19 protein-coding genes are annotated in these 19353 nt (G+C 66.7%); 8 read left to right on the top strand and 11 right to left on the bottom strand.

From position 1 onward, the window contains the following. Nucleotides 1-33: 33 nt before the first annotated feature. From QMK31_RS03315 to QMK31_RS03285, 7 genes are all read right to left on the bottom strand, one after another. Nucleotides 34-939, bottom strand: a complete 906-nt coding sequence (locus QMK31_RS03315) for an ABC transporter permease (protein ID WP_283499499.1) — start codon at nucleotides 937-939, stop codon at nucleotides 34-36. Beyond that, entirely contained in the window at nucleotides 929-1654 is a 726-nt protein-coding gene (locus QMK31_RS03310; RefSeq protein ID WP_283499816.1) for an ABC transporter ATP-binding protein, read from the bottom strand. The genes QMK31_RS03315 and QMK31_RS03310 overlap by 11 nt, the downstream gene beginning before the upstream one ends. Nucleotides 1655-1767: 113 nt before the next feature. Next, entirely contained in the window at nucleotides 1768-3180 is a 1413-nt protein-coding gene (locus tag QMK31_RS03305) for a sulfate adenylyltransferase subunit 1 (RefSeq protein ID WP_283499498.1), read from the bottom strand. Nucleotides 3181-3183: 3 nt separating this feature from the next. Continuing rightward, a complete protein-coding gene (locus tag QMK31_RS03300; RefSeq protein WP_283499497.1) occupies nucleotides 3184-4245 on the bottom strand; it encodes an ABC transporter substrate-binding protein in 1062 nt (353 codons plus the stop codon). Next, the gene (cysD, locus tag QMK31_RS03295; RefSeq protein ID WP_283499496.1) at nucleotides 4245-5174 is read right to left on the bottom strand and encodes a sulfate adenylyltransferase subunit CysD; all 930 of its coding nucleotides are present in this window, start codon (nucleotides 5172-5174) and stop codon (nucleotides 4245-4247) included. The genes QMK31_RS03300 and cysD overlap by 1 nt, the downstream gene beginning before the upstream one ends. Further along, complete coding sequence (locus tag QMK31_RS03290; RefSeq protein ID WP_283499495.1) at nucleotides 5171-5965, bottom strand: phosphoadenylyl-sulfate reductase; 795 nt, start codon at nucleotides 5963-5965, stop codon at nucleotides 5171-5173. Before QMK31_RS03290 ends, cysD begins: the two co-directional genes overlap by 4 nt. Continuing rightward, nucleotides 5962-7653, bottom strand: a complete 1692-nt coding sequence (locus QMK31_RS03285; protein ID WP_283499815.1) for a nitrite/sulfite reductase — start codon at nucleotides 7651-7653, stop codon at nucleotides 5962-5964. The genes QMK31_RS03290 and QMK31_RS03285 overlap by 4 nt, the downstream gene beginning before the upstream one ends. Nucleotides 7654-8017: 364 nt before the next feature. Here QMK31_RS03285 and ftsY point away from each other — a divergent pair, with 364 nt between their 5' ends. Both ftsY and QMK31_RS03275 read left to right on the top strand, forming a co-directional pair. Beyond that, entirely contained in the window at nucleotides 8018-8893 is an 876-nt protein-coding gene (gene ftsY, locus QMK31_RS03280; protein ID WP_283499494.1) for a signal recognition particle-docking protein FtsY, read from the top strand. A 22-nt stretch (nucleotides 8894-8915) separates the two neighbouring features. Beyond that, a complete protein-coding gene (locus QMK31_RS03275; RefSeq protein WP_283499493.1) occupies nucleotides 8916-9419 on the top strand; it encodes a DUF2004 domain-containing protein in 504 nt (167 codons plus the stop codon). Nucleotides 9420-9504: 85 nt separating this feature from the next. On the opposite strand, the gene QMK31_RS03270 is transcribed toward QMK31_RS03275, so the two are convergent. Further along, nucleotides 9505-11064 (bottom strand): MFS transporter, encoded by a 1560-nt coding sequence (locus QMK31_RS03270; protein WP_283499492.1) that lies wholly within the window; start codon nucleotides 11062-11064, stop codon nucleotides 9505-9507. Nucleotides 11065-11134: 70 nt separating this feature from the next. Between QMK31_RS03270 and QMK31_RS03265 the strand changes: the two genes are divergently transcribed. The 3 genes from QMK31_RS03265 (at nucleotide 11135) to QMK31_RS03255 (ending at nucleotide 14293) form a co-directional block, all read left to right on the top strand. Next, nucleotides 11135-11734: a TetR/AcrR family transcriptional regulator gene (locus tag QMK31_RS03265; RefSeq protein ID WP_283499491.1), complete on the top strand. Its 600-nt coding sequence runs from the start codon at nucleotides 11135-11137 to the stop codon at nucleotides 11732-11734. Between the two features lie 7 nt (nucleotides 11735-11741). Then, on the top strand, nucleotides 11742-13331 hold the full coding sequence (gene ffh, locus QMK31_RS03260; protein WP_283499490.1) for a signal recognition particle protein: 1590 nt from the start codon (nucleotides 11742-11744) through the stop codon (nucleotides 13329-13331). A 158-nt stretch (nucleotides 13332-13489) separates the two neighbouring features. Continuing rightward, nucleotides 13490-14293: an LLM class F420-dependent oxidoreductase gene (locus QMK31_RS03255; protein WP_283499489.1), complete on the top strand. Its 804-nt coding sequence runs from the start codon at nucleotides 13490-13492 to the stop codon at nucleotides 14291-14293. 246 nt (nucleotides 14294-14539) lie between these two features. Here the strand turns inward: QMK31_RS03255 and QMK31_RS03250 are convergent, their stop codons facing one another. Further along, a complete protein-coding gene (locus QMK31_RS03250; RefSeq protein ID WP_283499488.1) occupies nucleotides 14540-15676 on the bottom strand; it encodes a glutamate--cysteine ligase in 1137 nt (378 codons plus the stop codon). Nucleotides 15677-15892: 216 nt separating this feature from the next. Between QMK31_RS03250 and rpsP the strand changes: the two genes are divergently transcribed. The 3 genes from rpsP to rimM are packed head-to-tail and all read left to right on the top strand — an operon-like array spanning nucleotide 15893 to nucleotide 17189. Further along, nucleotides 15893-16297, top strand: coding sequence for a 30S ribosomal protein S16 (gene rpsP, locus QMK31_RS03245; protein ID WP_283499487.1), 405 nt, complete (start codon nucleotides 15893-15895; stop codon nucleotides 16295-16297). Nucleotides 16298-16300: 3 nt separating this feature from the next. Beyond that, nucleotides 16301-16537 carry an RNA-binding protein gene (locus tag QMK31_RS03240; RefSeq protein WP_283499486.1) on the top strand — a complete coding sequence of 79 codons (237 nt, stop codon included), beginning with the start codon at nucleotides 16301-16303 and terminating at the stop codon, nucleotides 16535-16537. 4 nt (nucleotides 16538-16541) lie between these two features. Continuing rightward, entirely contained in the window at nucleotides 16542-17189 is a 648-nt protein-coding gene (gene rimM / locus QMK31_RS03235) for a ribosome maturation factor RimM (protein ID WP_283499485.1), read from the top strand. A 75-nt stretch (nucleotides 17190-17264) separates the two neighbouring features. On the opposite strand, the gene QMK31_RS03230 is transcribed toward rimM, so the two are convergent. Both QMK31_RS03230 and cobA read right to left on the bottom strand, forming a co-directional pair. Then, a complete protein-coding gene (locus QMK31_RS03230; protein WP_283499484.1) occupies nucleotides 17265-18512 on the bottom strand; it encodes a uroporphyrinogen-III synthase in 1248 nt (415 codons plus the stop codon). Continuing rightward, nucleotides 18509-19345, bottom strand: coding sequence for a uroporphyrinogen-III C-methyltransferase (gene cobA / locus QMK31_RS03225; RefSeq protein ID WP_283499483.1), 837 nt, complete (start codon nucleotides 19343-19345; stop codon nucleotides 18509-18511). The genes QMK31_RS03230 and cobA overlap by 4 nt, the downstream gene beginning before the upstream one ends. Nucleotides 19346-19353 lie beyond the last annotated feature (8 nt).

The following is a 19353-nucleotide window of genomic DNA, read 5'->3' as shown; positions in this document are numbered from 1 at the left end:
AGAATGAAACAGACGACGAGTGGATGCGCGCGTTCAGCGCAGGCCGGTGGCCATGAGTCCGCGGCGACGCAGCAGAGCACGCTCGATCGGGGCGAAGACGACGAGTTCGACCAGAATACCGACGAACAGGATCACCAGGATGGTGGCCAGCACGCCGGACAGGTCGGCGAGGACGCGGCTCTGGTCGAGCATCGACCCGAGGCCGAATCCGATCGTCCCGCCCTGGGTGATGATCTCCGCGGCCATCAGGGAGCGCCAGGCGAAGGCCCAGCCCTGTTTGAGGCCGGAGAAATATCCTGGCAGGGCGGCCGGCAACACTACCAGGGTGGCCATCTCGAAGCGGGAGGCACCGAGTACGGTGCCCACGCGACGCAGCTGTGGGGGAATCTGGTCGACACCGGAGACCAGCCCGTTGGCGATCGAGGGCACGGCGCCCATCAGGATGACGAAGTACACGGTGGCGTCGGTGAGGCCGAACCAGATGATCGCGGCGGGCACCCACGCCACCGAGGGAAGCACCTGCAGGCCGGACAGAAGCGGGCCGACGGCCCGCCGCACCGGGCGGCATTCGGCGAGCAGCAGACCGATCGGGGTACCGATGGCGACGGCCACGAGAAAGCCGAGACCGCCACGTTCGAGGCTCGTCGCAACCGCGAGCTGCAGACGGTCGCTGTTCCAGGAACTGGCCAACGCGGCGAACACGCCGAGTGGACCAGGAATCAGGTCGGGCCGCGGTTTGGCGATGAGAATGTACACCTGCCACGCCGCAACCAGGCCGATGAGCAGCAGAATCGGCGGTACGACGCCGTCGAGGGTGCGACGAAAGGCTCCGCGGGGTGCTTCGGGAATCGCCTGCAGCGAATCCAGACCGGCTTCCAGGCGCCGGAGTTCGTCGTGGCCGGGGTCGTGCACCGTGCTGGTGCGGGTATCAAGCGGCATTGCGGCGGATCTCCTCTCGCAGCTGGTCGGTGATCTCATCGCCCAGGCGGGCGACCTCAGGGGATTCGATGCGGCGTGACCCGCTGTCGGTGATGGTCCACTCGTTGACGATGCGCCCAGGGCGCGACGACATCAAGAGGATGCGCTGCCCCAGCCGGGCGGCCTCGCGCACGTTGTGCGTAACGAAAACGATGGTGCGGCCGGTCTGGCGCCAGACCCGTTCCAGTTCCTCGTGCAGCAGATCGCGGGTGATGGCGTCGAGCGCGGCGAACGGTTCGTCCATGAGCAAAACCTTGCGGTCCTGCGCGAGCGAGCGAGCCAGCGCGACGCGCTGACGCATGCCGCCGGAGAGTTCGTGTGGGCGCTTGTCGGCGGCATCGGCCAGGTTGACCAGGTCGAGCAGCTCCAGGGCCTCGGCGCGGCGTGCCTTGCGGGGGATCCCGCCGAGCTTCAGGGCGAGTTCCACGTTACGGCCCGCGGTCAACCAGGGAAACAGGGCAGCGTCCTGGAACATGACGGCGGCCTTGCCGCTCGCCACGGTGACGGCGCCCTCGGTGGGCTTCTCCAGGCCGGCGATGATGTTCAGCAGGGTGGACTTGCCGCATCCGCTCGCCCCGAGCAGGCAGACGAACTGGCCGGCCTCGATCGAGAGGTTGATGTCGTCGAGCACGAGGGGCCCCGCGCCGTAGCGCTTGCCGAGGGACTCGATGGTGATTGCGGCCGGCCCACCCGCCGGTGCAGAAACCGGCTTGGAAACGGGTATAGAGATATCGGCGGGTGCAGCGGCCTGCACCGGGGCGGCGACGACGGACGTACGGGCGGGAGAGGTCACGGCGACACTTCCGAGCCGGCACCCGAACCGTCGCCCGCCCGGGTCGGTTCGCCCGGCGCGGTGACGATGCCGGCGGCGAGCGTCGCGCCGTCCTGCGGGTGAATCACGAGGAAAGCGCCCGAGCGGCGGTTGTGCGTGTAAGGCTCCACCGGCAGATCGCGTGACAAGCGGATGCTGGCCTGCCCGATATCGTTGATGGCCAGGCTCGTCGCCGGTTCGACGCCGAGTGTCGTGAGGTCGAGCCGCCCGGTGACCGCGCTCACCAGTGCCTGCACGACCGTCGTGCCGAACTTCACGAGCACGCGGGCGCCGGGGGCAAGCGGCCGGGGGTCGAGCCAGAACAGGTCGGCTTCGAGGGTGCGGGTGATCGGCGGCAGGGTGCCGACGGCCGCGATCACGGCACCGCGGGCAATGTCGAGGTCGTCGGCCAGGCGCAGGGCGATCGACTGCGGCGCGAAAGCCTCATCGAGCGCCACGCCAGCGAAGTCGATGCCGGTGACGGTGCTGGTGCCGCCGCCGGGCTCGACACTGACGCTGTCGCCGACCTTGATGCTGCCACTGGCGACCTGCCCGGCGTAGGCCCGGTAGTCGCGGTACGAATCTTTGAGTTCCGGGGCCACGACGACCGCGCCCTGCGGGCGCAGCACGAGCTGAACCGGCAGGCGGAACGCCTCGGTGGCCTGTCCGCGCTCGTCGAGATCGTCGATCACGGTGAGCGTTTCGAGAAGTTCGAGCAGGCTCGGCCCGGCATACCAGGGGGTGCGTTCTGAACGGTCGACGACGTTGTCGCCGACCAGGGCCGACACGGGAATGACCAGTGCGTCAGCAATGCCGAGTTCGGCGGTGACCAGACGAACGGATGCCTCCACCTCCCGGTAGGCGGCCTCGTCGTAGTCCAGCAGGTCGATCTTGTTGACCGCGACGATCACGTGCGGCACGCGCAGCAGGGCGACGACGCTGAGGTGCCGGCGAGTCTGCTCCAGAACGCCCTTGCGGGCGTCGATGAGCATGATGACGGCATCCGCTGTGGTGGCGCCGGTGACCATGTTGCGGGTGTACTGCACGTGGCCGGGGCAGTCGGCGAGGATGAACGAGCGGGCGGGCGTCGCGAAGTAGCGGTACGCAACGTCGATGGTGATGCCCTGTTCGCGTTCGGCGCGCAGGCCGTCGGTCAGCAGTGCAAAGTCGATTCCGCCGCTCTCGCCGCCGAAGCCGCGTTCGGTGGAGGTGCGAGTGACCGCTTCGAGCTGGTCGGCGAGGATCGCCTTGGAGTCGTGCAGCAGCCGTCCGACAAGGGTGGACTTGCCGTCGTCGACCGAGCCGGCTGTCGCGAAACGAAACAGGGTGCCTTCGGGGGCGGCGACGATGTCGTTCTCAATGCTGGTCTGGGTGTCTGTGGTGAGGGTCATCTGCTATTCCGTTCCCAATCCGCCGGCCGAGACCGGTTGTTCTGTGCGTTCCGTGAGTACGGCGTTGAGCAGGGAGACGTTGAACAGTCCGTTCAGGTCACCGTCCTTGCCGGTGCCGGCCTTCACCGCCTCGGCGAGCGAGACCGGAAAGGTCGAGGCCAGCGGGTCAACGCTGAACTTCACTTCGGTCAGGGCGCGGGCCAGCACATCGTCGGCGAGAGCCTTGCCGGTGTCGGCCACGAGCTTGGCGTTGATGACCGACGCCGCGTCGGCCTGGTTCTCGGTGAGCCAGTCGACGGCGGCGACATGGCCCTGCAGAAGTGCCTGAACAGTGTCGGGATGCTCTTCGAGAAAGGCTTTGCGCACGAGCAGCACGGTGGTCGGAAAGTCTCCGTTGTCCCACAGGTCGGCCTCGTTCACGAGAACATGGCCACCGGCCTCGAGCACGAGTCGGGAAACCCAGGGTTCGGGCAGCCAGGCGCCGTCGATCTTGCCGCTCTGGAACAGCGTGAGGGTCTGCGCGTTCTCGGTGGGGGACACGTTGACGTCGCCGCCGCCGGTTGTGCTGGTCGTGTAGCCCTCGTCGCCCAGCCAGGATCGCAGGGCGATATCCTGGGTGTTGCCGAGCTGCGGGGTAGCGAGGATGGTGCCGGCCAGGTCGGCCGGGCCGTCGATGCCGCCCTGCACCACGAGCGCTGCGCCGCCGCTCGCGGCTCCGGCCACGATGACGGCCGACTGGCCGCCGCTCTGGATGAACGTGTTCACCGCCGGGCTCGGGCCGATATAGGCGGCGTCGATAGCGCCGGCGCTGAGCGCTTCAACGGCGGCCGGGCCGGCATTGAAAATCTGCGTGCTCAGCTTGGTGTCGCCGAGGGCATCCTCGAACAACCCCTTGTGCAACCCCACGAGCGCGGCGGCGTGGGTGACGTTGTCGAAGTAGCCCAGGCGCAGTTCGTCGGCTGGACCCTGATCGGTGGCCGGTCCAGCAGAAACCGTGGCGGCGCATCCGCTCAGAAGAAGGGCTGTTCCCAGCATGAGGGAGCCCAGACGTAGCGAATTTCGCATTAGAAGTATCCTTCCTTTTTGCGGTCTTCCATGGCGGCTTCGGAGATGCGGTCGTCGGCGCGGGTGGCGCCTCGTTCGGTGATGGTGCTCACGCCGACCTCGCGCACCACGTCGGCAACGGATGCCGCGCTCGAGTCGACGGCGCCGGTGCAGCTCATATCGCCCACCGTGCGGTAGCGCACCGTGCGCGTTTCGACGGTTTCGCCCTCGCGGGGAAGGCTGACCGGGCTGACCGAACGCCACATGTTGTCGCGGCGGTAGACCTCACGCTCATGCGCGTAGTAGAGCGGGGGCAGTTCGATATTCTCGCGTTCGATGTAGCGCCAGACGTTGAGTTCGGTCCAGTTGCTGATCGGGAAGGCCCGCACGTGCTGGCCAACGGTGTGGCGGCCGTTGTAGAGGTTCCACAGCTCGGGGCGCTGGTTGCGCGGGTCCCACTGGCCGAATTCGTCGCGCAGTGACAGGATGCGTTCCTTGGCGCGGGCCTTGTCTTCGTCGCGGCGGGCGCCGCCGAAGACGGCGTCGTGCCGGCCGGCCGCGATGGCGTCGAGCAGCGGCATGGTCTGCAGCGGATTGCGGGTGCCGTCGGCGCGTTCGGTGAGACGGCCGTCATCGATGTAGTCCGCCACCTTGGCGACCACCAGACGCACACCGCGGGCTGCGACGGTCTTGTCGCGAAACTCGAGCACCTCGGGAAAGTTGTGCCCGGTATCCACGTGCAGCAGCGAGAACGGGATCTTGCCTGGCCAGAACGCCTTGGCGGCGAGGTGCAGCACGACGACGGAGTCCTTGCCGCCGGAGAACAGCAGCACGGGGCGTTCGAATTCGGCGACGACCTCGCGAATGATGTGGATCGCTTCGCTCTCGAGCACGTCGAGTTCGGAGAGGCGGTGGGTTACGGGCGGTGTTGAAACTAGCGCAGTAGTCATAGGTGGAGCCCGCATTCTGTCTTCTCGAGGGTGGCCCAGCGGCCGGAACGTGGATCGGCGCCCGCCGCGACGGGTTGGGTGCAGGGAGCGCAGCCGATGGAGGGGTAGCCCTGGGAGAGCAACACGTTCACCGGAACCTGATGGTCGACGGCGTAGTCCATCAGTTCGTCGTAGCTCCAGGCGGCGACCGGGTTCACCTTGACCAGGCCGTTCCGTTCATCCCAGGTGATCAGCGGTGTGTTGGCGCGGGTGGGTGCTTCGTCGCGGCGCACGCCGGTGAACCACAGCTCGTAGCCGCCGAGGGAACGCTGCAGGGGTTCGACCTTGCGCATCGCACAGCACGCGTTCGGGTCGCGGGCGAAAAGTTCGGCGCCGTGTGCGGCGTCCTGCTCCGGCACCGTGGTGAGCGGCAGAACATCGACGACGGTGACCGGCAGGGCAGCGGCAACCGCGTCGCGGGTCTCGTAGGTTTCAGCGAAATGGTAGCCCGTGTCGAGAAAGAGCACGTCAACGCCGGGCAGCTGCTGCGACACGATCTCGGGCAGTACCGCGTCGGCCATCGAGCACGCGACGGCGACGGAGTCGGCGCCGAAGTTGCGGGCGACCCAGGCGACGACCTCCGCGGCGGTGGCCTCACGGCCGTTCGCTGTGGCGGCCCGGGCCAGTTCGGCCGAACCAGCCTCGGCGAGGGCCTGAAGCTCGGCGGCCGGTCGGCGCTGCGGCAAGACACGGGCAGCGGATGCCGCGGTGCTGGCGTGCAGGGTGCGCGCGTTCAGGTTGATCGCGATCATTTGAGGTCCTCCTCATCGGCGCGGTGCGCCCACTGGGCAAAGGTTTCGTCGTCGTCGACGGTGCGGGCGGCCAGAAAGCGGCGCACGAGGCGTTCGACGTAGTCGGCGAGGTCCTCGGCGGTGACCTTGAGGCCGCGCACGGTGCGACCGAGGCCGGCCTCATCGCGGTCGACGGAGGCGAGGCCGCCGCCGAGGTGCACCTGGAACCCGGGGGTGGAGCCGCCGTTGCCGTCTGGCAGCAGCTGGCCCTTGAGCCCGATGTCCGCGGTCTGGATGCGGGCGCAGGAGTTGGGGCATCCGTTCACGTGCAGGGTGATTGGGTGCGGGGCGTCGATATCGGCGAGGCGTTTCTCCAGCTCGAGAATGGCATCCGTTGCTGACTGTTTGGTCTCGACGATGGCGAGCTTGCAGAATTCGATGCCGGTGCAGGCAACGGTCGAGCGGCGGAACAGGCTCGGCCGCGCCGACAGGCCGATCTCGTCGAGCGCCGCGATGAGCGGTTCGACGTGTTCTTCGGCGACGTCGAGCACCACGATCTTCTGGTGCGGGGTCGTGCGCAGCCGGGTCGAGCCGTGGGCTTCGAGCAGGTCGGCGAGCGTGGTCAGGGTCCGGCCAGAGACGCGACCCACGAACGGCGCGACGCCGATGTAGAAACGGCCGTCCTTCTGCTTGTGCACACCGATGTGGTCGCCCTGCGTCTTCGGGCGGGGTGCAGCCGGGCCGTCGGGCAGGGTGTAACCCAGATATTCGTCTTCGAGAATGCGACGGAATTTCTCGGTACCCCATTCGGCGAGCAGAAACTTCAGGCGTGCCTTGCCGCGCAGACGGCGGTAGCCGTAGTCGCGAAAAATGGAAGCGACACCGCGCCAGACCTCAGACACTTTATCTTCAGCCACGAAGGCGCCGAGACGTTCGGCCAGCCGCGGGGTCGTGCTGAGCGCACCGCCGACCCACAGGTCGTAGCCGATGCCCAGTTCGGGGTGTTCGAGCGCGACGAGGCCGATGTCGTTGATCTCGTGCACGACGTCCTGGCTGGGGTGACCGGTGATGGCGGTTTTGAATTTACGCGGCAGGTTGGCGAATTCGTCGGTGCCGAGAAATTTGCGGGCGAGCTCGTGGATGGCCTCGGTGGGGTCGATGAGTTCGTCGGCGGCGATGCCGGCGACGGGGGAACCCAAAAACACGCGCGGCACGTCGCCGCAGGCCTGGGTGGTTTCGAGGCCGACGGCTTCGAGGCGGCGCCAGATTTCGGGCATATCCTCGATCTGAATCCAGTGCAGTTGAATGTTCTGGCGGTCGGTGATGTCGGCGGTGTCGCGACCGAAGTCGCGGGAGACCTCACCGATCACGCGAGCCTGCTCGGTGGTCAGCTGTCCGCCGTCGATGCGCACGCGCAGCATGAAGTATCGGTCTTCGAGCTCTTCGGGTTCGAGGGTGGCGGTCTTGCCGCCGTCGATGCCCGGTTTGCGCTGCGTGTACAGGCCCCACCAGCGAAAACGGCCGTGCAGGTCAGTGCCGTCAATCGAGTCGAAACCCTGCTTGGAGTAGATCTGCTCGATGCGGCCGCGCACGGCGAGGCCGTTGTCGACCTGCTTCCAGACCTCATTGCCGTTGAGTGGCTCGGTGCCGTCGATCTTCCACTGGCCGTTCGGGCGCGTCGACGGCCGCGGCGGGCGGGCGGCGAGCAGCTTGGCCGCTGGCGCTGCGTTCGCGGTCCCGGCCGCATTGCTTTGCACCGTCTCGGTTTCGTTCGGCACGTCGGGCTCCCTCGGTTCGCGGCGCCGCCCCGGCGTTCACGAACCGAAGCAACGACGCCTACGCTACTTCGCCACGTGAACGGGGGTGTCGGTCCGAGTCACGTGCTGTCACACACTGTCACGGGGCGTCACACAGGTTGCGGGCGACTCGGCCGTACCCAGCGCACCCGCACGGCTGGCGAGCACCCGCGGAAGGGCGGTGCGGGCATCCGCTTAGCCGAGGCCTGGCACGGTCGAGAGGGAGCGTGCGTTGCGCTAAGCGCGCAAGGCCGCGACACCCCCGTAGGCTAGGGACATGGCTGAACGCACCCCCTGGTCCCTCTCCGGCGCACTGCGCGGAATGTTCGCGAAGAAGACCATCGACGCTGCCACCTGGGACGACCTCGAGGACGCCCTGCTGCAGGCCGACTTCGGACCCACCGTCACCGAGGCGGTCATCGCCGACCTGCGTGCCAAGGTCGCCAAGTACAGCACGACCGACCCGACGGATTTACAGCGGATGCTCCGCGAAGGCATCGAAGAGCGCCTCTCGGTTCTCGACTCCACCCTCACCCTGTCTGAACGCCCCGCGGTCGTGCTCGTCGTCGGGGTCAACGGCGTCGGCAAGACCACGACAATCGGTAAATTCGCCAAGTTTCTGGGCACCTACGGTCGCAGTGTCGTGATCGGCGCGGCCGACACGTTCCGGGCAGGGGCGGTCGAACAACTGTCGACCTGGGCCGAACGCGCCGGCGCGCAGATCGTGAAACCGCAGATGACCGGCCAGGACCCGGCATCCGTCGCCTTTCAAACGGTCGAGAAGGCGAAGAACGAGGGCATCGAAATCGTGCTCATCGACACGGCCGGCCGGCTGCAAACCAAGGGCGGCCTGATGGACGAGCTCACCAAGATTCGCCGGGTGGTCGAGAAACAGGGCCCGATCGCCGAGGTTCTGCTCGTACTCGACGCCACGACCGGCCAGAACGGGCTCGCCCAGGCCGAGGCCTTCATCGAGCACGCCGGGGTGACCGGTCTCGTGCTGACCAAGCTCGACGGCTCGGCGCGGGGCGGTTTCGTGCTGGCCGTGCAGGAGAAGACCGGCATTCCGATCAAATTGGTCGGGCAGGGTGAGGGCATCAACGATCTCACCGGTTTCACCCCGCACGTATTCGCGCAGAAACTCGTCGGCTGATGAAGAATTTTAGAGGAGCACTATGAGCATCGAACACGATTTTTTCGGAATACTCGGCGACGAAGACGAGGGCGAGGTGTACTGGTCGGATTCCGCCGAGCTTGGCGACCAGAGCGTCGAGATTGATCTCAGCTCGCCCGATGAAGATTCGGTCACCGCCGAAGCCCTCGACATCGCCGCGGCCATGATCGGTTCGATGGAGGACCTCGACTCCCAGGTGCGGGAGTCCCTCGTGGCCGACCTGTCGGCCGAGGTCTCGGTGACGAGCCAGTACATCAGTGAGCAGCTCGAGGAGATGGATCAGGAGGCGGTGGAAAACGCCATCATCTGGGATTCCGGCGACCAGCAGATCGACTTTCTGCGCTCGCTGCGCCTGCAGCGCATCGGCTTTCACCCGCACCACAACGGCAGCGAGGCACACTTCGCGGTACTCGAATATGCCATCAGCCCGGACGACACCGACGGCCTGCTGGTCGTGACGATCGACGTGCACGGCGACACCGTGCAGGTGGCCCTGGACAGCTAATCGGACGGGGCCCAGGCCCCGTCCGCGGGCCCAGCTTATAGGCTGGGCCCGCGGCCACAAGGTGGGCCCAGGAGCCCCCACGCAGTTACCCGAGGTGCACCGCGGCCCCCGCGCCGAGCAGGTCTTCCTTGCGCGGACGCACCAGAAAGAACGAAACTGGCGCCGCCGCGAAGATGATGACAGCCGCCCAGAGGAAGGCGGACTGGTATCCGCTCACGAGGGCACCGAGCGCAGCTGCCTGCGACGGCACCGTGCCGACCAGGTACGCACTCACGGCAGCGGTGTAGAGCGCCGTGAACAGGGCCGCTCCCAGCGATCCGCCGATCTGCTGCATGGCCGTCACCGCCGCGCTCGCCGCACCGGCGTCATGCTCGGCGATCCCCGACAGCGCCACGTTCTGCAGCGGCACGAAGATCATTGCGAGGCCGGCGCCGAGCAGAATCAGCCCCGGCAACACCTCGAGCGCATAATTGCCGCCCACCGTGATCTGCGTCATCCAGAGCAGCCCGGCCGCGCCGACGACCGGTCCGACCGTCATCGGAATGCGCACGCCGATACGCGCCAGAAACTTTGACAGCACGCCGGCACCGATCATGATCGTCACCGTCATCGGCAGTGAGGCCAGACCGGACTGAATGGGCGTGTAGCCCAGCACAATCTGAAAGTACAGCGTGAGAAACAGCAGCCCACCCAGCAGCGCTGCGCCCGACAGCAGCGCGGTGAGAAAAGCCCCGCCGCGCACCTTGTTCGCCATAATGCGCAACGGCAGCAGTGGATGATTCGACCGGCTTTCCACAAGCACGAACAGTCCCAGCAGCACCAGTCCCAGCGGGAGGCAGACGAGCACAGGCCAGGTGTCCCAGCCATTCTCCGCCTGCGAGAAGCCGAAAACCAGGGATCCCAGCCCGAGCGCCACGAGAATAGCCCCCGGCACGTCGTACCGGGTGTTGCCGTGCGCCTTGCTCTCCCGAATCACTGGGATAGCGGCGGCAATCGCCATGAACGCGATCGGCACGTTCACGTAGAGGCACCAGCGCCAGCTCGCATACTCGGTGAGCACCCCGCCGAGAATGAGGCCGACCGCCGCTCCACCGCCGGCGATCGCGCCATACACGGCGAAGGCCTTGATGCGATCCTTGCCGCCGGGAAAGTTCACCGTGAGCAGGGCGAGCGACGCCGGCGCGAGCAGCGCGGCGAACAGGCCCTGCAGTCCGCGGGCGGCGAGCAACTCCCAGGTGCTCTGGGCGGCTCCGCCGAGCGCGGAAGCGATGGCGAACCCGGCCATGCCCACAATGAAGGAGCGCTTACGCCCCCAAAAATCAGCGATGCGCCCACCGAGCAGCAGCAGCGCCCCGAAGACGAGGGAGTAGAGCGTGACCACCCAGGTGCGGTCGCCGTCGCTCATGCCGAGCGCTTCCTGCGCCTGGGGGAGTGCGATGTTCACGATGGTGCCGTCGAGCACGACGGTGAGCTGGGCGAGCGCGACGATGGCGAGCAGCCACCAGCGGCGCGGGTTGGGCTCGCCCGGCTTCAGTGAAGCGGATGCCGCTCCCGCGGGCGCGGGCGGCGCGGACTTTGGTTCAATCGTGGGCGTATTCGGTGTTTCGGATTCGGGCGGAACTGTGCTGCGGGGTGGAGTCGACATGTCTGCAACTCTATCGTGCGAACCGAACGAACTAGTTCGTTTTGAATGAATTGTTGGCTATAGTCGAAACATGGCACGCGACGGAGCAGACCCCCAGACCCGCATTCTCGAGGCGGCGCGCGCCGAATTCGCCGCCTACGGACTGGCCGGGGCACGCATCGACCGCATCGCGAAGAACGCGGCAGCGAGCAAGGAACGCCTGTACGCGTATTACTCGGACAAGCAGCAGCTGTTCCTCGACGTGTTGGAATTGAACCTGCGCGAGTTCGCGAGCGACGCCGTGCTCACCGACCATGACGTGCCCGCCTTCGCCGGAGCCCTGTTCGATCACGCGGTGCTGCACGGTGACCACTTGCGCATGATCGACTGGGCCCGGCTCGAAACAGACGGCACCTGGCTGCCGGCCCTCGAAGTCATGGTGGGCTATCGCGACGAACAGGTGCGGCGCATCCGCTTGGCGCAGCAGTTGGGACGGGTCGACGCGTCGTGGGACCCGGTGCACCTGATGACCCTCATCTTCGGCGTGGCCTCGGCCTGGATGCACGAGCCCGGCGCCGTGGCGCCGCGCGGCGCCCCGGCCGACCCGGAAGCGGTAGCGGCACGCCGGGCCAGCGTCATCGGCGCGGTCGAGCGGCTGATCGCACCGAGCCCCATTGGGCCGATAAACTGACCTAATCATGGCAACTTTTGGAAACCTCTCAGATCGTCTTGCCGAGACGTTCAAAAACCTCCGTACCAAGGGCAAGCTCAGCGCAGCCGATGTCGACGGCACCGTTCGTGAGATTCGACGCGCGCTGCTCGATGCCGACGTGGCCCTCGAGGTCGTCAAGGACTTCACTGGCAAGGTGCGGGAGCGCGCCCTCGGCGACGAGGTCAGCAAGGCCTTGAACCCGGCCCAGCAGGTCGTGCAGATCGTCAACGACGAGCTCATCACCATCCTCGGTGGCCAGCAGCGCCGGCTGGAATTCGCTAAGAAGCCGCCGACCATTATTATGCTCGCGGGCCTGCAGGGTGCCGGCAAGACTACCCTCGCCGGCAAGCTCGCCAAGTGGCTGGCCAAGGATGGCCACACACCGCTGCTCGTCGCGGCCGACCTGCAGCGCCCGAACGCGGTCACCCAGCTTGAGGTCGTCGCCAAGCAGGCCGGCGTCGCCGTTTATGCGCCCGAGCCGGGCAACGGCGTCGGCGACCCGGTCAAGGTGGCCCGCGACGGCGTGAAATATGCCCTGCAGAAGGTGCACGACGTGGTCATCGTTGACACCGCCGGTCGTCTCGGCGTTGACGCGGAACTGATGAAGCAGGCCGCGAACATTCGCAAGGCGATCAACCCCGACGAGGTGCTCTTCGTCATCGACGCCATGATCGGCCAGGACGCCGTCGCTACGGCGAAGGCTTTCCAAGACGGCGTCGACTTCACCGGCGTCGTGCTTACCAAGCTGGACGGCGACGCCCGCGGTGGCGCGGCGCTCTCGGTGGCATCGCTCACCGGCCGCCCGATTATGTTCGCCTCCACCGGTGAAGGACTCGACGACTTCGAGCCGTTCCACCCCGACCGCATGGCCGGGCGCATCCTCGACCTCGGTGACATCCTCACCCTGATCGAGCAGGCGCAGGGGGCTTTTGACGAGGACGAAGCCCGTAAGGTCGCCGAAAAGTTTGCGACCGACACCTTCACTCTCGACGACTTTCTCGGCCAGATGCAGCAGCTGCGCAACATGGGCTCGATCAAGAAGATGATGAGCATGCTGCCCGGCGCCGGCGCTATGAAGCAGCAGCTCGAGAACTTCGACGAGCGCGAGATCGTGCGTACCGAGGCCATCATTCAGTCGATGACCAAGCTCGAACGCACCACCCCGAAGTTGCTGAACGGTTCCCGCCGTCTGCGCATCGCTCGCGGTTCCGGATCGACCGTCACCGAGGTCAATGCGCTCGTGCAGCGCTTCGAGCAGGCCGCCAAGATGATGAAAACCGTTGCCAAGGGCGGCATGCCAAACATTCCCGGCATGGGCCCGATCCCCGGTGCCGGCTACGGCGGCAAGCCCAAGCAGGTCGCCAAAAAGAAGGGCTCCAAGTCGGGCAACCCGGCCAAGCGGGCCGCCGAGAACGCCGCGATCGCCTCGGGTGTCAAGCCTTTGAGTGAGACTGCCGCAACGGATGCCGCAGGCTCCGGTTTCGGCCTCGGCTCCGGCGCCCAGCCAGGCAAGGGCAAGCCCGGCGGTCCCACCGAGGAAGAAATGGCCGCGCTGCAGAAAATGCTCGGCCGGTAGACCGCCTCTTCTGGACGGGGCCCGGGCCCCGTCCACGGGCCCAGTCTATAAACTGGGCCCGTGGACATAGGGTGGGCCCGGCGCGACTGCTGGGAGCCAGCGTTGAATCGTTGCCGGGGGTGGCGACGCGGCCGGGGTGTGGTCCTAGGCTGAATGCCATGACCCCGACGAATCAGACGAACCCGACGAATCAGAACGTGCGCATCGGCGTGCAGATCGCGCCGCAGCACGCCGAATACACGAAGATTCGCGACACTCTCACCGAGGTCGAGTCGCGCGGCTTCGACATCGCCTTCAACTGGGACCACTTCTTTCCGCTCAGCGGTGAGCCCGACGGCCTGCACTTCGAATCGTGGACCATCCTCGCCGCCTGGGCCGAGCAGACCACGACGATCGAATTCGGCGCCCTCGTGAATTGCAACAGCTACCGAAACGCCGACCTTCAGGCCGACATGGCCCGCACGATCGACCACATCAGCGGCGGGCGCTTCATCTTCGGTACCGGTGCCGGCTGGTTCGAACGCGACTACCAGGAATACGGCTACGAATTCGGCACTCCCGGCACCCGGCTGAACGCCCTCGACGACAGCCTGAACCGCATCGAAGCACGCTGGGCGAAGATCAACCCGCCACCCACCCGTGACATCCCCGTGCTCATCGGCGGCGGCGGCGAGAAGAAGACCCTGCGCATCGTCGCCCAGCACGCCGATATTTGGCACTCGTTCTCCAACCCCGAGGTGCTCGAGCACAAACTCGGAGTGCTCGAAGCCTGGTGCGACGAGGTCGGCCGCTCCAGGGGCGAGATCGAGATCTCCACCGAACTACGCGGTCGCACGGTGCACGACGCCGACGCGCTCTACGACCTCGGCACCCGTCTGTTCACCGTTGGCATCTCCGGCCCCGACTACGATCTGGGCCAAGCCATCGACTGGCTGGCCTGGCGCGACAGCAAGAACGCCTAATCCGCCTCAAACGGATGCCCATGCCGCAGCGGATACTGCTGGTGCGCTTACGACCGGGCGCTTGGGTAAAGACGCCAGTGCCCGGTCCGCAGCTGGAACTCTTGCGGGCCCACGTTGTGACCACAGGCCCAGTTTATAGACTGGGCCCGGGGACGGGGCCCGGGCCCCGTCCAGACTCAGACGCTGCACCCGCGCCGGCACCGAGCGGCCGCGCCGGCACCGAGCCGGCGCGAGCGACCCGCCCGTTTAGCGCCCGAGCCCCTGCGCCAACTCGTGACTGAGCGCCGCGACGACTGCCGGCAGGCTGCCGTCCGAGGCAGCGGCGACGGCCAGCTGCCGCTGGTAGCTGCCGCCGTCGTCGATGATGCGGTGCAGGCCGAGCAGCTCCGGCAGGCAGCCGAGCCGAACGGCAACGGGGGAGAGCGTCTCGATGAGGCGCCGCACGTCATCCGTCACCAGGCATTCGGCGCCTAAGGCATCGAGGATGATCTCGGCGTCGAGCCCGTAGCGGGCTGCCCGCCACTTGTTCTCTCGCACGAACCACGGCTGCATGCACGGTACGTCCTCGCCCGCGTCTAGGCGGGTGGACATCCACTCGACCAGGCACTGGATGAACGCGGCGATCGCGCCAAGCTCAACGGTGGTCGAGACCCCGTCGCAGACCCGAATCTCGATCGTGCCCCAGCGCGGTGACGGGCGAATGTCCCAGCGAACCTCGGTGACGTCCTCGATAATGCCGGTCACCGCCATGTCGTCGACGTAGCGCTCCCACGCCTCCCAGTCGGGCAGGTCCCAGGGCAGGCCGGCGGTCGGCAGTTGCTGGAACATGAGCGAGCGGTTGCTGGCATACCCGGTGTCGACGCCGGCCCAGAACGGACTCGACGCGCTCAGGGCCTGCAGGTGCGGCACGTAGGTGAGCAAGCCGTTCATGATCGGAATCACCTTGGCCTTGTCCTCGATGCCGACGTGCACGTGGATTCCCCAGATCATCATGTTGCGCCCCCACCACTGGGTGCGGTCGATGAGCTTGTGGTAGCGGGCCTTGTCGGTGATGGTCTGGTCGAACCACTGCGCAAACGGATGCGACCCGCTACAGATCACGTCAACCTCGCGTTCCGCAAGGGCGTGCCGTACCTCGCCGAGCTGGCCGGCGACATCCGCTACGGCGTGGCCGACGGTGTCGTGCACGCCGGAGACCAGCTCGACGGTATTGAGCAGCAGCTCGCCGGTGATGGTGGAGTGCGGGGAGCCGTCGGGACCGCGCAGCGCGTCGAGCACTTCGTCAGCGATATTGACCAGGTCCCCGGTTGCGCGGTCGACGAGAGCGACCTCCCACTCGATGCCCACGGTCGAGCGGGCGGATCGGGCGAATTCCAGTGACACGGGGTACTCCTTGGGTGGGCTGATGAATGCCGTAGACGGTCGATTATCGAGTTTCGATTAACACCGTGTGCGCAATCTCTGACACAATGATTAGTCGCGATCCGTTGTGCCCGACCCTCTATCTCGGTGCAACGTGATCCTATAGAGCTTATGCCGAGTGTGCCCCCACGCTCACGGCCCAAGGTTCGCCAAACACCGAATCAACACTGGAGAATTGTGGCTGTCAAAATCCGTCTGAAGCGCATGGGCAAGATCCGTGCACCGTACTACCGCATCGTTGTTGCTGACGCGCGCACCAAGCGCGACGGTCGTGTCATCGAAGAGATCGGCATCTACCACCCCACGGAAGAGCCCTCGGTCATCGAGGTCAAGTCCGAGCGTGCGCAGTACTGGCTCAGCGTCGGCGCCCAGCCGACCGAGCAGGTTGCTGCACTTCTCAAGCTCACGGGCGACTGGGGCATTTTCAAGGGCGACAAGAACGCCAAGAGCACCGTCAAGGTGAAGGAACCGAAGGCTGCTTTCGTCGCCGACGAGAAGAAGAAGCCGGTTCTCAAGCCCAAGGCCGAGAAGCCCGTCGCCAAGGCCCCCGAGGCTGCTGCCGAAGCAACCGAAGAGGCGTAACTCTTGCTTGCTCCCGCGCTCGAACACCTCGTCAAGGGGATCGTTGATCACCCGAACGATGTGCACGTTGCAGAAAAGAATTCTGCAAGAGGCGAGGTGCTCGAGGTTCGTGTGAACCCCGAGGACCTCGGCAGGGTCATTGGTCGTGCCGGTCGCACCGCCAAGGCGCTGCGCAGCCTCGTCGCGGCTCTGGCCGATGGTCGACGCGTTCGCGTCGACGTCGTCGACACTGATTTCTAGTTCAGTGAACGACGCGACAGTGGACGACAGCGAGAAGGACCGTACCCAGCAATTACGGGTGGGGCGCCTGACCAAGGCTCACGGCCTCAAGGGAGCAATCAAGCTCGAACTGTTCACGGATGACCCGGGACGACGTTTCGTCCCGGGCGCCGTGTTCACCCTGCAGGTTCCGACCGGTTCGGCCTGGCACGGCAAGACGATCGAACTCGTCGAGCTGCGCTGGTACAACCAGCACGCGGTCGGATTTTTCAAGGATGTCGTCGACCGCAGCGCGGCCGAAACGCTCGCGAAGGCGATCCTCTGGATCGACGCGGACGTCGCCGAGCAGTCGGATGAACAAGACGCCTGGTACGACCACCAGCTGGTCGGCCTCGCCGTCATGCGCGACGGTGTGCGCATCGGCACCATCGGTCGCCTCGAACACATGCCCGCGCAAGATCTGCTGATCGTGAAGACGCCCACCGGCGACGTCATGATCCCGTTCGTGAAAGCCATCGTGCCGAGCGTCGATGTGAAGAACGGCCTGGTCACGATCACGCCGCCGCCCGGGCTGCTCGAAGAGCTTCCCGAAGACCCGGCTGACCTTAAACCGGTCCCAGCTGATGCTGAAACGGATGCTGCGGCACCCGCGACCCCCGAAACGACGCCCTAGCCAGACGAAACGACGCCCTAGCCAGATTTCCGTGATATCGCGCGGCACCGGCGTAGCGGAAACGTAACGCGGGACTTAGACGTTGAGGCGGTAGCCGCGCTTGACCACCGTCGCGACGAGCCCGGGAATGCCGAGCGTCTGCCGCAGCCGGCTGAGCGAGACCTCCATGGCGTGATCGTCGGAGTCGCCGGCCAGCGCCCGCGTGAGGTCTTCCCTGGAGACGACCGCGCCGCCAGCTCGCACGAGCGCCCGCATAATGGCGAGCGCCGTCGGTGGAAGCTGCACGCGTTCCTCGCCGACCTGCACGACCCCGCCGCGCAGCTGCACGAGCCCATTCTGGGTTTCCAGCCGCTCGATCATGTTCTGCTCAAGATGTTCGCAGACCAGTCGAATCAGCGCGCCCATCCGAAATCGGGTCGGCGCAATGGGAGCAATCCCGGCAGCGATGAGCGGGGCGCTGGTCACCGGGCCGACGGCGGCCGCGCACACCTCAAATCGCAGCGCCGCAATCAGCTCGGGGTACACCTCCATACCCTCGGCCGCGGTGAACAGGGCGTGCACGGCCGGCGCGCTCGTGAACGTCACGCAGTCCAGCTGGCGGGCACAGATGGCCTCGACCAGCCGGTAGACGCGATCATCGGTGTCGTCGACGGCGATCCAGCGGTAGGGCGCCACGACGAGCACGCGCTGGTGCACGGCACGCAACCGGTCCAGCTGCACCTCGTCGGTGGCCCCGTGCACCTGAACGCCGATCACGAGCCCCGGCGGGTACTCCGCCAGAACCTTGTCCACGAGCGAGGCCGTCGTTTCGGAATCGCTCATGCCGGCGTCATTGAGCCCGGTAGCTCGAATGCCGCCGCGTGCTTTCGGCCCCCGCACCAAAATGGTCGCCTCGGCCAGCACATCGGTCAGCTCGGAGCCGATGCCATCGGCCTCGGCCACCTCGAACCAGCGCCGTACCCCATAGCCGGTTGTCGCGAGCAAGATATCGGGGCGCGCCGCGATCATAATGCGGGTGTCCTCACGAAGCGGGCCGTCCTGCTCCGAGTGGGCGATCCGCAGGGTCGGCGCGTGCACCACACGGGCGCCGCGCCGTTCGAACGCGTCGATCAGGTCACTCGAGCGACGATCACTCGTGACCCCGATCCGAAACCCTTCGAGCTGGTTCGGCTGCAGAAACGAGGCAGCGACTGCGATCGGCTCGGTCGCGCCCGGCCTGCGCACGTGGTGCGCCTGCAGATCCGGTGCGCTTGCACCAGCCACAGCGGATGCCTCAGCGCCCGTGCCCGAGACCGCCCCGCCCGGGTCGTTCGCCCCCTTCATCGGTCGGTCACCGCGAACTCGGCCGCTCTGGCCACCAGCTCTTCGGCGGAAGTGTCGCCGCTGAAAGCGAGGCGTACGACTTCGCCGACGACCAGAACGGCTGGGCTGCGCACGCCGGCCGCCGCGGCATCCGCCAGAACCGTCGACAGGGTGCTCACGGTGGTGCGCTGAGTGGCGCTGAACCCACGCTCGATGATGGCCACCGGCATGTCGGCGGGCATGCCGTGGCGCAGCAGACCCTGGCTGAAGGTCGGCAGGGTGCCGACACCCATCAAGACGACGATGGTGCTCCCGAGCAGGGCGAGACCCTCGAGTTCGTTGTCGGTGAGCGGCGCGTGCCCGCTGATCACGGTGAAGGCGTGGCTGATGCCGCGGTGGGTCAGCGGAATCCCGGCCGCCGCCGGCACCGCGATCGCACTCGTGACGCCCGACACGACGGTGACCGCAATGCCGTTGCGGTGGCAGGCGAGCACTTCTTCGCTGCCGCGGCCAAACACGTAAGGGTCGCCGCCCTTCAGCCGAACCACGCGCTGGCCGGCGAGGGCATGCTCGACCAGGAGGTCTTCAATTTCGATCTGCGAGACCGGGTGGCTGCCGGCGCGTTTGCCGACGTCGATCAGGGTGGCCCTGGGGGCGAGGGAGGTGAGATCGTCGTTGGGCGCGAGACGGTCGAACAGCACGACATCCGCTTGTTGCAACGCGGTGACGGCGGCGACGGTGAGCAGTTCGACGGCGCCGGGGCCGCCACCGATTAGGGTGACTGACCCGGTACTGGCCAACGGGCCGCTGACTGACCCGGTACTGACCAACGGGCCGCTGACTGACCCAGCCATACGGGAAC

It is taken from the genome of Cryobacterium sp. PH31-O1, assembly GCF_030063455.1.
Lineage (GTDB): Bacteria > Actinomycetota > Actinomycetes > Actinomycetales > Microbacteriaceae > Cryobacterium.
The sequence above is the reverse complement of the archived record's forward strand: the minus strand, read 5'-3'. Positions and strand labels throughout refer to the sequence as shown.